Below are 12,641 nucleotides of genomic sequence, written 5' to 3' on the forward strand. Positions count from 1 at the left end.
GCTGCTCCTGACATAATGATTGTCGGCGCAACCTCCGGCTGCACACGTCAATTATTGTCTCAGATTACCGCCCCCTTTGGCAAGAAAAAACTATTCATTTCCCGATAGGGAAACTGAGCGGCAACAGGCTAGGCGCTGCCCAGAAGTAATTTTGATGATGGGTATTTGATACTTCTTAGCTACCAGCGCGACAGTCTCCAAAAATTCCGGAGTTACCATACCCGCCGGTGTGCGGGGTACTATTGCGTAGGTTTTCTTATCCCTTTGAATAAAGGCTCCGCGGGGAATATTTTGTTCCGGCATTTATCATTCCTCCCTAAAGTGATACAAATTAAAATTCGTTGTTCTCCCGCCGTCTCCTTCTTCTAACAACAGATGGTAGCCGACCCGGCTCTCATTAATCAGCTAATGCATTTTGTCTATAGAGAAATCAAGAGTATATATTAATTGTATTGTTACCGTCCCATTCAACTTTGTAGCCTAATGCTTCTAATATGAATCTTAGAGGCACCATTACGCTGTTCTTTATGATTATGGACGGAACCTCAAGTTGTACGTCTGTGCCATTGATGGAAGCAGTATTGTTGCCAACAATAAATTTAATTATTTTATTATCTTTTGTTGCAATAACTGTCTGTGTATCAGGGAACCAGTTTACCTCTGCTCCAATCGCTTCAAAAATTGCTCTTAGTGGAACAAGCGTGTGGTCATCTTCAATGATCGGTGGCACATCAAATTCCAAGGGATTTTGGTTGAGTAGGACTTTAATCTGTGGCAAAACATTAATTTCTGCTGTAAATGTTTTTAACGGCATTCTTGATTCCCATGGTCTGATGTACCAAAGACATATCGTTGTTTTTCCGGTTTTTGAAGCTTTATAAGACCAACATTCTTTTTCCTCAGCGCCGATAATAGGTGGTTTTTCTGCTAGGGCTTGTGTATTACGAAATTCGTGCCCTGTTTCTTCCATTATGTAAGAATCTGGTTTTGTACTGTAATTCCATGAATAACCTGTTGATGGATTACTATCTAGAATCAAATCTACAGTTTGTTCTTCTTGTATGTACAATACTTCTCCATTATTATTTTCGTTTAAATAGATTTGTCCTGCTGTAGCATTAACCGGATTCATTAAACATAATAACAAAAACAGTAATAATAAATATTTATTCATTATTAACCCACCTTTTATATTAGACGTGTTTAAATAAATGTTGGTTCAGCCTAAAGTAATTATAATCTGCGAGACGAGTAGAGGTATGTTGTGCGATTTGGTAAAAGGAATGTGCGGGGTGGCTGCTGTGGCAGCATTGATTTAACACTAAAGTGGTAGATAATTTAACCAATAGGATTATTGTCTAATCTTTTTTTTGATAATACAACTAGAAAAACCTTTTTGCGCTTGGCCACTCTCAAGAGTGGCTTTTTCTTTCTCTTGGCAGAATAATTTCCCTCCCCGCTGAACTATATAATGGACCCAGAAAATCGGACAGCCAAAAGTTGTAAATACTAAGAAGCCCAAATTCCTGCTTGTAACGCTTAATTTTGAGATCATGCTATATCTTTAAGTTTTAATGGAGCAATATAGCTGTTTCCGGAACAACGAAGTTGAGATATTGGCAGGGCACGTATCAAAAGATCATGTACACTTATTGGTATCAGTACCGCCGCATCTGTCAGTGAGCAAGCTTGTGCAATATATAAAGTGGTATAGTTCAAGGAAATTGCTGATGGAACACAAGGAACTAAACAAACAGTTCTGGGGACAATACTTATAGGCGAGAGGATATTTTGCGGCAAGCAGCGCAAATGTCACAGATGAAGTAATTATGGAATATATAAAGACCCAGGATATGGAAGAAAACCAGAGGGCGGATAGTTTTACGCTAGGAGATTTTTAAGCCGCTTTAGCGGCTATTACCAACCAACCTGCTTTAGCAGGTTGTGGTTGAGTTAGTTGACCAAAGCTATGGGGCTTTTGTTTGTTTATTGAAATGTTTGCTGAATATACACAAAGTAGACACAACTTGGTAACACTTATATGTTAATATTAAAATGATGAAGGCAACCGGTTAGCTGCCGGATTAATACACCCTTATCAACAACCACACATCTTTCTCCCGCAAAGCTCGTCTTTTATTAAGGCGGGCTTTCTACTCTCCAAAAATTATTCTCATTTCAGCAGAATGCTACATTATTTACCGCGAACATATATTTGTTCTTGGGGGTGATTATATGTCCCGCATGGAACTGCTTACAGAGATAGAGCGGCTGCGGGCTGAAATGCATGGGCTGTATGTCGCGGGGGTTGGCTATGATAAGGTGTTAGAGATTAACCAGAGGTTAGATAGGTTGATAGTGAAGTTAATAAGAATATCGCTGGTTAGGGCGCTATAATTTGATATCTTTATTCAGGTGGCCAAAATATTCCTAATATCATGAATGTAGGATATGGATACCTTGTTCCAACTATAAAGTATGAGTCACGGTCGCCATACCAAAACTTATCAAGCCATTTTTCTTTTATTTTTTTCATAAGCGTCTTTGCATCGTATTTATACCGTCAGCCGCGAAAAGCTTCATATATTTCCCAGTCAATTAACAAAGATCATACCCTTTGCAATTTGGATCACTGCAAAGTGATCCCCATGACCAAGCTATACCGCCAACCCGTTGCACCTTGGTAAACATGTGACCTGCAGATGTAGATTACTTGATAACCTGCTGCAACCGCTTCAGATGCATGTTCCTCTGAGTGAGGTAAATTGGGCATTACCGCAAAAGTCATGGGGCAGTTGATGCTGAACATTTCCTTAACGCCTGTGGTATCAGCCCCGCCAAAATCATCAATAACAATAGCGATTTTTGGATCGTCAACCAAAACAGAGGTTTGCCTATATTTATTGGTAGTGGAGTTAAATATTATAAATAGCACAGTTATTGAAATTACAGTAACTATAATATAATATTTTTTTTCGCTTAATTATAAAAAACAGATATCTTCTTTTCATTAAACACCCAATAGTATTAATGTGAAAATTCTCTTTTAATACTACGCGAATATTAATGTTCTTATGTATGTCAACACCTTGCATGAGTCCAGACCCTCCCTGCTGCATTACCGCGAGCCAGGACCGCCGCGCTACCGGTGCGAGACTGAGCAGGGGTTAGTGTGCGATTTAGTGAAGGATCGGGTAGGGTGGGTGCTGGAGAGGGTTTGGGATTGAATCAGTAGCCATAAAACAAAAACCCGGTCCATTATTGGATCAGGTTTTTGCTAAGGAGGTCTATACGGCAATCGGAACCGTGGCTAATATAACTTATTCCGGTGGTTTAAAATGGGTGCATAACCATTGATTAACATTTTTATCGCTCTTGCATATTATGTAAAAAATCGAAAGGAGTGATATAGATGGCATTCGGCGTAGATGGTGCTGGTTGCGGCACCGGTTGCGGAACTGGTTTTGGTAATTTCGGGTTTATTATTTTCTTGATCTTCATCCTGCTCATCTTTGGTGTGAGCTGTTGCGGAGGTTGTATTTAAGTACGAATGTCTTATAAGAGGGGGGGATTTCCGTGTCTGAAGTTAAATCACAAGTAGTTAAATCTGAGGAAGCTTGTGGAATCGGTTGCGGTTGTGGTAGCCCAGCGTTCATAGTCTTCTTGATTTTGATCCTTCTCGTTTTTGGCGTGGGCTGCGGCTGTATCTAAACTATAAAAACCCAAAATTGAAGGATGTGTTTATAGCCACCGGTTTTATACGCCGGTGGTTATGATTTTGATAATAGTAAAAAATACTTGCGGATGTGAATATATTAGCGTAACCACGATGCCGGGGTCTCTCTTTTTTCTTAGAAGGATAATTTTCCTTCCCTGCCGAACTACTCCCCATATTCATGTGCAAGAAAAAGGAACTTCGATGTCTACAACTTTGGCGTATTGAATAGCTGAATAGTATTGTTAAAGTACATTGCACTGGAGGGACTAGTTATTTTTGGGTTTGGAATAAATAATAAGACGGTAAAAGAACTTCGAAAAAACCAGGGCTTAACAGTCAAAGAACTTGCTCACATTTTAAAGTTAGATACGATAGATATCATGAAAATTGATGATAAAAAGGTTAAAGATTTATCAGATCCTCTAAAAACAAAAATCATTCCCATATTAAGAGGAGATTACATTGATAAAATACCATGGTTATAAAAGCCGGCGTATTTCTGCCGAATTACTCCCCGAGGTGTTACCATGACCCGCCAGGAGCTTATGGAAGACATAGAGTCCTAGAGAGAGAAGCGCAGGTGCAGTATTTGCAGTTTTGGCGGTTTGATTAACTGGAGAGGTTTACTTCAAACATAAGAAAAGCCGCAGCGTAAATGCGCCACGGCTTACCGGTAGAAACGCTATAACTTATTTGTTATCTTTTACTTCTAAAGCTGTTTGTAAGCTTTCTCTTAATCTTTCAACTTCGATTTCGCCACAAATTATAATAACAATACTATCTTCAATTGTAATACGGCAGCCACATTCTTTTTCTTCTTCGCATCCCATTCATGATTTCCCCTTTATATTGTTAATTCTGACACCATGCTCTAAATGTATGCTGAACGGTAAAGAATAGACCACATTTTATGGCGGCTTCGTGTCCGGCAATAAGCGTGATTGGCTGTCTGTAATGAGCTGGGGGGGGAGTGGGCACCAGTGGAAATGTGAGGAAAATAATAAATTATTTATTACGTGAAATAAAAACCCAGGGTATAAACCCCGAGGTTTTATTTTTTACCGCTGTCCTTCTTGGTACTTTCGAACGTTGGCGTTTTTTCGTTGATTCTACTGGGGGAAAGAAAGCAAATAAGGGGGGTTGGGGAAAAATAAGCCGTCAATTTAACCGTCATTAATGAAAAAGAAAAAGACTTCCACGATCCAGAAGTCCCTTGTAAATTTCTTTTTAAAAAGCGCCTTTTTTTCTTCTTTTCAATTTTTACTGATTTAGTTATTAGTGAATTGAATGGTGCCCGAGACCGGAATCGAACCGGTACGAGCCGCGAAGCTCGCAGGATTTTAAGTCCTGTGCGTCTGCCAGTTCCGCCACTCGGGCATATAGCGCTAAATCGCAAAGCTATTTTAGCACATCCAAAATTGGATTGTCAACCGATCGATCATCATGCCGCTCTATTCAATGAGAGGTATACTGTTATACAAGAAAGCAAAGAAGGAGTAAATGGTTGTTTGTAGAATCATGACTAAATATAAATGGTGAGGGGGAAATAATATGAACTTTGAGAAACTCAGAATACCGGTTGATAAACTAAGGCGAATTTGTAGCCGTGATGAGTTTGATTTTTGTAAAACAACTGTTGATGTTTCCCCGCTTGACGGATTTATCGTTCAGGAACGCGCGGTAAGGGCTATGCAATTTGGCCTGGCCATGAACGCACCTGGTTATAATATTTTTGTCGTCGGACCTTCGGGCACGGGCAAAGGCACTTACACACAGGCTGTTGTATCTCAGGTGGCTGCGGGTAAACCCGCGCCGGACGACTGGTGCTATATACACAATTTTAATGACCAGGATCGCCCTATGGCTGTTTCATTACCTGCCGGAGAAGGTTACGGCTTTCAAAAAGACATGGAAGAATTGGTGGCCGACCTGCGGGTTGCCATACCAAAAGCCTTTGAAGACGGTGATTATGAACAACAAAAAAGTTTAATTATTGAATCCGTTCAGCAAGAGATGGATGGTTATTTCCAGGCGCTTGAACAGGAAGCGAGGGAATCTGGTTTAAATGTGAAACAGACCCAAAGAGGAGTTGTCTTTATACCGCTTAAAGATAACAAACCCATTCCACCCGAGGAATTTGACCGAATTCCTGTAGAAGAACGCCATAAGATAGAAGAGAAAGGGCGAAGGCTGCAAAAAAAGTTTGATGAAACTTTGCATACCGGCCGGGTACTGGAAAAACAGGCCAAAGAAAAAATTGAAGAATTGGAAAAGCAAATTGCTCTATTTGCTGCAGGTCCCATTGTTGACAGGCTTTTGGCAAAATACGATCCATTTCCGCCAATTGTGGAGTATCTAAGAGAGGTATTAAGGGATATAACGAAAAACACTGTTACTTTTAAAAACCAGGTGTCTGAGCCGGCTGTGCCGTCTATTCCAGTCCAAATCCAGCAGGATGATGTTGATCAATATACCCGTTACAAAGTCAATCTTTTCGTTACGAACAATAAAAATGCAGGAGCCCCTGTTATAACGGAACCCAGTACTAGTTATTACAACATTTTTGGAAAGGTCGAATATCGCAGCCATGTGCTTTCTTCCTATACGGATTTTACAATGGTAAAGCCCGGAGCGATTCACCGGGCAAATGGAGGATATCTCATTCTGCAGGCTAAAGATGTTTTGAGTGACCCGTTAACCTGGGATACGCTGAAGAAAGCTATCAAATACAGGCAAGCTAAGGTAGAAAATATAGGTGAACAATATCGCCTTGTTCCGAATGCTACATTGAGACCGGAACCGATCCCGTTTAACGCAAAGGTAATTCTCATCGGTTCTCCGCATCTATATCAGCTATTGTATAGTATTGACGAAGACTTTCAGAAACTTTTTAAAGTTAAGGTTGATTTTGATACTGAAATGCCCCGGACTCCGGAAAACTTGCGCAAGTATGCTTCCTTTGTCAGTACCGTTTGCCGTGAAGACAACCTGATACATTTTGATTGGAGCGGTTTGGGCAAACTGACCGAGTACGGTTCTTACCTGGCGGGACATCAGGATAAACTTTCCACTCGGTTTAATGAAGTAATTGAGATCGTTTATGAAGCGGCGGCGTTTGCTCAAATTGAAGGCTCTTCCTTTGTTGAATCAAGTCATGTTCAAAAAGCTATAAAAGAGAGGAGATACCGTTCCAGCCGGATAGAAGAAAAATTCCAAGAGTTAATTATCAATAATTCAATAATGATCGATACTCAAGGCTGTGTTGTAGGGCAAGTTAATGGTCTTGCCGTGAGCGAATTTGGTGGTTATGTTTTTGGCAGGCCGGTTCGTATTACCGCAAGGACATATCTGGGACGTGGCGGTATTATAAATATTGAGCGTGAGGCGCAAATGAGCGGTAGTATTCACTCAAAAGGCATCCTTATTTTGGCCGGTTACCTGGGTGGAAAGTTTGCCCAGAAAAAACCGCTCGGTATTACCGCGCAAATTACTTTTGAACAATTATATGACGGTGTAGAGGGAGACAGCGCTTCCAGTGCCGAACTTTACGCGATTCTATCCAGCTTGTCAGGACTTCCTCTTAAGCAGTGTTTGGCGGTTACTGGTTCAGTTAATCAGTTCGGTGAGATTCAGCCAATTGGCGGAGCGACCGAAAAGATAGAAGGTTTCTTTGATATCTGTAAAGCAAGAGGTTTATCAGGAGAACAGGGTGTAATAATACCGATTCAAAATTTAGAAAATTTAATGCTGAAGGAAGAAATCCTTGATGCTGTGAATGAAGGTAAATTCCATATATACGCGGTTAAAGATATTGAAGAAGGCATTGAACTATTAAGTGGAGTTGCAGCGGGAAAAATGATGGAAGACGGTACCTACCCCAAGGGTAGTGTTATGGACCTGGTCGAACAAAAGATTAATGAGAATAACAATTAGTTACCCACAAAAGTTTAGAGACAGATAAATAGGTGACGGCAAAACTGAAGGAATAGTTATGTTTGCCGGCTCTCAAATAGCTTAAGTAATGCTTTACCAGACGCATCTTCTGGTGAATCCGAAAAAATTTCTATTGATTCATCTTTGTAATACCATTGATTGCTCTCTTTAATATAACCAAGGACGAAGTCTTTTTTAGCTCTTATTCTTAGTTCATCGAGCAGCCTGCCAAGACGGGGCAGCCATACCAGTTCACCCATTTCCCGGAGGGATAAGACTATTTTTCTCTCTCTTTCATGGCGGGAGATAATTGGTTCAATAATTTCTTCGCCTGCTTCACCGAAAACAATTGTAAGGTCACCTACTCTAGGTTCCCATGATAAGTACTTGGCCAGTTGCTTGGCCAGAGATAAGCTGAGCACCGTATAACCCCCTTAATTTATAGCTAAATAATTAACGGGTGATAATGATAAATGAATTATAACACAGAATCTAATAAATTTCTTTAAAGTATACTGAGGTTGTTTAATAGTTTGTCATACCCTTTTTTAGCGGTTTGATAGGGGTCTGTGATGAATACCGGTATCTATTTTATATATTTTTGGTCCAGCCCGGCAACGAAAACGAGGATCTTGGCTACCGCTTCATATAATTCCGGTGGTATCTCTTTTCCGATTCCCAGGTCGTACAAGGTTTTGGCCAGAGATTGGTCGCGGTACACCGGTACTCCGGTTTTTTTAGCTATCTCTTTGATCTTTTGCGCTTTTAGTCCTTTACCGGCAGCTACCACTATTGGCGCGCCATCTTTGCCTGGTTCATAGCGCAGAGCGGTGGCAATTTCTTTCCGTAAATCTTCCATAGTACTTACCTCAAATTTCTCTATTGAGCAAGTAAGCTTCAAACTTAGGGAGCAATTCATTTGTAAGCCCGCCAAGACCTGCGCGGGCCTGGCTGGTTAAGGATACTTCATTAAATCCGATTTCCTTTAAGGCGTCTCTTATTGGAGAGAAATTTTCCCGAAGGATTTTACTGGAATTTTCGTTTTCAGTAAAATATTTGACAGATAAAAAATTGTTTCTCCATGACAGATTTATCCAGATGTGGCCCATATTATCAGTATCGATGTGAACAAATATTTCTGTAACCGGCCTGTCAACGGTTGCGGAATCGGCCGCGTTTCTCTCGTTTAACCTGGCAAAAAATCTGGCTTCCGGAAAAAGCTCAGAACGCAGGGGCAGGGGGGTAAAGGCCGGTGAGTTGACAGTTGGTTCTATGATTTGCTTGGTTTCAACTCGCGTTGGTAACTTTTCAGGCTGGCTGTTATCCAGCGCTTCAAGCACTTTCTTGCCAAGAGCCATCGCATCACGTGTGCTTGCGGCGCCTTCCGGCTTAGGTGCGGGTGACACCTTGCTGATATTACGGTTGGTCATTTCAAAAAGTAAATTGGTTAATAAATTAATATTCATTGCTGCCAACCCCTTTCGATTAATCAGCCTATTTAAACAATCGACTCATCTATACTTTTTGTGAAGGGGGTAAGTTTTTAATAAAAAGGATTATAATGACAGAAGGAGAATGAATAAGATAGAGAATTTGGTGGTGTCTTAATGGATTTGCCGGTTATATTTACTACAGCTTTCATAATAGGCTTTTCGGGGGCTATGGTACCAGGGCCGTTGCTGACTGTGGCGATTGGTGAGAGTTTCCAATTGGGTTTTATCGCCGGTCCTTTGCTAATGCTTGGGCACGGACTTCTAGAAATAGCCCTGATCTTCGCGCTTGCCGGCGGACTCTCGGTTTTCTTGACTCAAACCCTTGTATCGCATATCATTGCAATAGCCGGGGGAATTTTCCTTGTTTATATGGGCTATGGAATAGCCAAGGACGCTTACATAGGGAAATTTTCATTTAACTTACAACAGGAAGATACAGGATCTGAGAGCACGGTAATAAGTGAGTCAAGTGCAGTTGCTGTTGGGAAAAGGAGAATGCGCGTTGTTGCGATGGGTATTCTGGTCAGTCTTTCTAATCCATACTGGACGATTTGGTGGGCGACTGTCGGTCTGGCTTATATAACTATGTCTTTGAACAGCGGTTATACCGGTCTAACAGTTTTTTTTACAGGGCATATCCTGGCTGATTTCACTTGGTACAGCCTGGTGGCCGCGGTAGTGGCCGGCGGCAGAAAGTTTTTAAGCGGTGGTGTGTACAAGGGTGTTCTTTTAGTCTGCGGCGTTTTTATGATTGGGCTGGGAGGCTACTTTCTTTACAATGGCCTTTTTGCATGAACATTTTAGCTTGCGGTAAAAATAAACCATGATAAAAAGGAGGAAGAATACTGTTATGTCAATAGTATATTGCGGAATATGCCCGCACCCGCCGATTGCCGTGCCGGAAGTTGGCCGGGAAGAATCCAAAAAGGTTGTTGCGACCCAACAGGCGCTTGTTGAATTGGGTAGGCGGGTTAAACAAAGCGGTGCCGAGACGGTCGTAATAATATCCCCGCATGCTCCGCTTTTTCGGGATGTGATTGCGATTAACCGGGTACCGGAGTTAATAGGGGATCTGGCAAGTTTTAGGGCGGGAGAACTAAAGTTTCGTCTGAACAACGACCAGTTGTTGGCTGACAGTATTAACGGCCAGGCTGCCGGTTTGGGTATTGATATTTTAGATCTGAATGAAGATATTGAAGAAATATATGATATCAACCTGGACCTCGACCATGGTGTTACCGTGCCTCTTTATTTTCTCCAAAAGGGTGGCGTGGATCTGCCGTTTGTTCATGTGTCTATGGCCATTGCGCCGGTAGAGAAGCTTTATCTTTTCGGACTCGCGGTGCGCCGGGCTGCAGAGTCGCTGGGCCGAAAAGTAGCCTTGCTGGCTAGCGGAGACCTGTCTCACGGACTGACTAAGGACGCGCCCGGCGGCTACCTGCCGCGGGGTAAAGAATTCGATGAAGAGCTTGTCCGGTTGCTTTCCATTCCGGATATCGAAGGCGTGTTAAAAATGGATCAATCCTTGGTGCAATTGGCTGGTGAATGTGGCTACCGTTCTATTGTCATGATGCTGGGGGCGCTGGATGGCTACGGTGTCAAAGCTGAGATTTTGTCTTACGAGGGGCCTTTCGGAGTCGGCTATATGGTGGCTTCCTTAGAACCGTCTGGAGAAAATATGGCGCAATCCATCCTGGCTAAAATGGAGGACGAGCAAAAAAATAAAATAGCGCTGCGCCGTGCGGAAGAAAGTTTCTTGGTGAGAGTTGCCAGGGAAACCCTGGAAAGACACGTTAAAGGCGAGCCCCCTGTGGATGTGTCAGGTGTACCTGATGAATTCAAGAAGAGAGCCGGCGTTTTTGTATCAATTAAAAAACGTGGGAGTCTGCGTGGTTGTATCGGTACCATTACGCCAACCAAACGAAGCATAGCCGAAGAAGTGGCTGCCAATGCCATCAGTGCCGGGATAAACGACCCGCGCTTCCAGCCGGTTGGTCAAGAGGAATTGGCAGACCTGGAGTATTCTGTTGATGTGCTTCAGCCGCCTAGGCCGGTCAAAAGCTACGATGAACTTGATCCTAAAAAGTATGGGGTAATTGTCCGGACCGGGCTGCGGAGCGGCTTGTTACTGCCAAACCTTGAAGGAGTTGATACTGTCGAAGAACAGGTTTCCATAGCGCGCCAAAAAGCCGGAATCAAAGAGTATGAACAGGCGGAGTTGGAAAGGTTCGAAGTAACCAGGTATAAATAATCATAAGGAGTTATTATAATTGCGAGAAGCTTTGTTTTATGAAAAAAAAGAGCAAAATTTGACTGCTTGCCGGCTCTGCCCGAAGCTCTGCACTATCCGGGAAGATAAGTCCGGTTTCTGCCGGGTGAGAGAGAATCGTAAAGGCACGCTTTACGCAGCCAACTACGGCAAAGTGACTTCTTATGGCATGGATCCGATTGAGAAAAAACCTTTGTATCATTTTTACCCTGGTTCTTATATATTGTCCTTTGGCACTATGGGGTGTAACCTGCGTTGCGGATTTTGCCAGAACTGGAGCATTGCCCACGGAGATCCTGATACGGCTGATGTTACACCGGAACAAGCTGTCAATATGGCCAGACGGCAGATAGCGGACGGCTACCCAAATGTCGGCATCGCATACACATATTCAGAACCTTTTATGTGGTACGAGTTCGTGTTGGATACAGCCCGGCTGGCCGGTAAGGCAGGGCTGAAAAATGTTCTGGTTACCAATGGTTACGTAAACGAGACTCCGCTGCGGGAAATTCTACCGTATATTGACGCCATGAATATTGACATTAAAGGTTTTACAGAAGATTATTACCGGAAAAGTTGCGTTGGCAGGCTGGAACCGGTACTGCGAACGATTGAGATAGCTTATGCTCAAAGATGTCATGTTGAATTGACCAACCTGCTGGTGACAGGTCTTAACGACTCTTCTGAAGAGATCGAAAAGCTGGTTGATTGGATTGTTTCCCTGGACCGGGAAATACCGCTCCATTTTTCCAGGTATTTTCCCAATTTTGAAATGGATTTGCCGGCAACACCGCTTGAAACGTTAAGGCGAGCCGGGGATATAGCCAGGAAGAAGCTTTCCTATGTTTACATCGGCAACGCCCGGGAACTGGGTGCTCAAGACACCTACTGCCCCGAATGTGGAGAAAAATTAATTAGCAGAACAGGTTATAATATCCGCACAAATGGCCTTGATGGTGAGAGATGCCGTAATTGTGGCAGGAGAATTAGTATCGTTGGGTGATTTCGTGGCATAGATAGAGGACGTTTTAGAACAATTATGATTAAGGTTGGACCAAAGGTGCCACCAATATGCCGGCGCGTCAAAGCGCCGGTTTCTTGTTGTTTAGGAAAGTATACATTTTTGAGGGTACCCGGTGAGACCATAATATGGTAACATTTAAACATGAGATATTCGTCGAAAATAAAAGAAATACTTAAAATAAATTGGCCAGAGTTTGAAGAGAAG

Annotated in this window: 15 protein-coding genes and 1 tRNA gene; 8 read left to right on the forward strand and 8 right to left on the reverse strand. The window is 42.5% G+C overall.

The window, feature by feature from the left end:
• Positions 1–90 precede the first annotated feature (90 nt).
• Together L7E55_RS16760 and L7E55_RS16765 are read right to left on the reverse strand one after the other, a co-directional pair.
• Positions 91–303 (reverse strand): hypothetical protein, encoded by a 213-nt coding sequence (locus tag L7E55_RS16760; protein WP_277445502.1) that lies wholly within the window; start codon positions 301–303, stop codon positions 91–93.
• 127 nt (positions 304–430) lie between these two features.
• A complete protein-coding gene (locus L7E55_RS16765) occupies positions 431–1,174 on the reverse strand; it encodes a stalk domain-containing protein (RefSeq protein ID WP_277445503.1) in 744 nt (247 codons plus the stop codon).
• Positions 1,175–1,574: 400 nt separating this feature from the next.
• Between L7E55_RS16765 and tnpA the strand changes: the two genes are divergently transcribed.
• Entirely contained in the window at positions 1,575–1,778 is a 204-nt protein-coding gene (gene tnpA, locus L7E55_RS17835; protein WP_277445504.1) for an IS200/IS605 family transposase, read from the forward strand.
• A gap of 457 nt (positions 1,779–2,235) precedes the next feature.
• Entirely contained in the window at positions 2,236–2,397 is a 162-nt protein-coding gene (locus L7E55_RS16775) for an aspartyl-phosphate phosphatase Spo0E family protein (RefSeq protein WP_277445505.1), read from the forward strand.
• A gap of 232 nt (positions 2,398–2,629) precedes the next feature.
• Here L7E55_RS16775 and L7E55_RS16780 read toward each other — a convergent pair whose 3' ends face one another.
• The gene (locus L7E55_RS16780; protein WP_277445506.1) at positions 2,630–2,881 is read right to left on the reverse strand and encodes a divergent polysaccharide deacetylase family protein; all 252 of its coding nucleotides are present in this window, start codon (positions 2,879–2,881) and stop codon (positions 2,630–2,632) included.
• A 531-nt stretch (positions 2,882–3,412) separates the two neighbouring features.
• Between L7E55_RS16780 and L7E55_RS16785 the strand changes: the two genes are divergently transcribed.
• Both L7E55_RS16785 and L7E55_RS16790 read left to right on the forward strand, forming a co-directional pair.
• Entirely contained in the window at positions 3,413–3,544 is a 132-nt protein-coding gene (locus L7E55_RS16785; RefSeq protein WP_277445507.1) for a hypothetical protein, read from the forward strand.
• A gap of 413 nt (positions 3,545–3,957) precedes the next feature.
• A complete protein-coding gene (locus L7E55_RS16790) occupies positions 3,958–4,203 on the forward strand; it encodes a transcriptional regulator (protein ID WP_338091249.1) in 246 nt (81 codons plus the stop codon).
• Between the two features lie 204 nt (positions 4,204–4,407).
• Here L7E55_RS16790 and L7E55_RS16795 read toward each other — a convergent pair whose 3' ends face one another.
• Together L7E55_RS16795 and L7E55_RS16800 are read right to left on the reverse strand one after the other, a co-directional pair.
• Positions 4,408–4,548 (reverse strand): hypothetical protein, encoded by a 141-nt coding sequence (locus L7E55_RS16795; protein ID WP_277445508.1) that lies wholly within the window; start codon positions 4,546–4,548, stop codon positions 4,408–4,410.
• A gap of 458 nt (positions 4,549–5,006) precedes the next feature.
• Positions 5,007–5,095: transfer RNA gene (locus tag L7E55_RS16800), tRNA-Leu, on the reverse strand.
• A 174-nt stretch (positions 5,096–5,269) separates the two neighbouring features.
• Between L7E55_RS16800 and L7E55_RS16805 the strand changes: the two genes are divergently transcribed.
• A complete protein-coding gene (locus L7E55_RS16805) occupies positions 5,270–7,651 on the forward strand; it encodes a Lon protease family protein (protein ID WP_277445510.1) in 2,382 nt (793 codons plus the stop codon).
• A gap of 56 nt (positions 7,652–7,707) precedes the next feature.
• On the opposite strand, the gene L7E55_RS16810 is transcribed toward L7E55_RS16805, so the two are convergent.
• From L7E55_RS16810 to fliK, 3 genes are all read right to left on the reverse strand, one after another.
• Positions 7,708–8,073: a hypothetical protein gene (locus tag L7E55_RS16810; protein WP_277445512.1), complete on the reverse strand. Its 366-nt coding sequence runs from the start codon at positions 8,071–8,073 to the stop codon at positions 7,708–7,710.
• A gap of 164 nt (positions 8,074–8,237) precedes the next feature.
• On the reverse strand, positions 8,238–8,510 hold the full coding sequence (locus tag L7E55_RS16815) for an EscU/YscU/HrcU family type III secretion system export apparatus switch protein (RefSeq protein ID WP_277445514.1): 273 nt from the start codon (positions 8,508–8,510) through the stop codon (positions 8,238–8,240).
• A gap of 10 nt (positions 8,511–8,520) precedes the next feature.
• Positions 8,521–9,117, reverse strand: a complete 597-nt coding sequence (fliK, locus tag L7E55_RS16820; protein WP_277445515.1) for a flagellar hook-length control protein FliK — start codon at positions 9,115–9,117, stop codon at positions 8,521–8,523.
• 141 nt (positions 9,118–9,258) lie between these two features.
• On the opposite strand from fliK, the gene L7E55_RS16825 reads away from it, so the two are divergent.
• Genes L7E55_RS16825 through amrS form a run of 3 tightly spaced genes read left to right on the forward strand, consistent with a single transcriptional unit; the run spans position 9,259 to position 12,416 of the window.
• Positions 9,259–9,939: a LysE family transporter gene (locus tag L7E55_RS16825; RefSeq protein WP_277445517.1), complete on the forward strand. Its 681-nt coding sequence runs from the start codon at positions 9,259–9,261 to the stop codon at positions 9,937–9,939.
• Positions 9,940–9,994: 55 nt separating this feature from the next.
• Positions 9,995–11,395: an AmmeMemoRadiSam system protein A gene (amrA, locus tag L7E55_RS16830; RefSeq protein WP_277445518.1), complete on the forward strand. Its 1,401-nt coding sequence runs from the start codon at positions 9,995–9,997 to the stop codon at positions 11,393–11,395.
• 19 nt (positions 11,396–11,414) lie between these two features.
• Complete coding sequence (gene amrS, locus L7E55_RS16835) at positions 11,415–12,416, forward strand: AmmeMemoRadiSam system radical SAM enzyme (RefSeq protein ID WP_277445519.1); 1,002 nt, start codon at positions 11,415–11,417, stop codon at positions 12,414–12,416.
• Positions 12,417–12,641: the final 225 nt, after the last annotated feature.

The sequence above is a fragment of the Pelotomaculum isophthalicicum JI genome (assembly GCF_029478095.1).
Taxonomy (GTDB): Bacteria; Bacillota; Desulfotomaculia; order Desulfotomaculales; family Pelotomaculaceae; genus Pelotomaculum_D; species Pelotomaculum_D isophthalicicum.

Coding starts and splice junctions, on each gene's coding strand:
- L7E55_RS16760 (WP_277445502.1), bottom strand. CDS start 303: ATGCCGGAACAAAATATTCCCCGCGGAGCCTTTATTCAAAGGGATAAG.
- L7E55_RS16765 (WP_277445503.1), bottom strand. CDS start 1,174: ATGAATAAATATTTATTATTACTGTTTTTGTTATTATGTTTAATGAAT.
- tnpA (WP_277445504.1), top strand. CDS start 1,575: ATGGAGCAATATAGCTGTTTCCGGAACAACGAAGTTGAGATATTGGCA.
- L7E55_RS16775 (WP_277445505.1), top strand. CDS start 2,236: ATGTCCCGCATGGAACTGCTTACAGAGATAGAGCGGCTGCGGGCTGAA.
- L7E55_RS16785 (WP_277445507.1), top strand. CDS start 3,413: ATGGCATTCGGCGTAGATGGTGCTGGTTGCGGCACCGGTTGCGGAACT.
- L7E55_RS16795 (WP_277445508.1), bottom strand. CDS start 4,548: ATGGGATGCGAAGAAGAAAAAGAATGTGGCTGCCGTATTACAATTGAA.
- L7E55_RS16805 (WP_277445510.1), top strand. CDS start 5,270: ATGAACTTTGAGAAACTCAGAATACCGGTTGATAAACTAAGGCGAATT.
- L7E55_RS16815 (WP_277445514.1), bottom strand. CDS start 8,510: ATGGAAGATTTACGGAAAGAAATTGCCACCGCTCTGCGCTATGAACCA.
- fliK (WP_277445515.1), bottom strand. CDS start 9,117: ATGAATATTAATTTATTAACCAATTTACTTTTTGAAATGACCAACCGT.
- L7E55_RS16825 (WP_277445517.1), top strand. CDS start 9,259: ATGGATTTGCCGGTTATATTTACTACAGCTTTCATAATAGGCTTTTCG.
- amrA (WP_277445518.1), top strand. CDS start 9,995: ATGTCAATAGTATATTGCGGAATATGCCCGCACCCGCCGATTGCCGTG.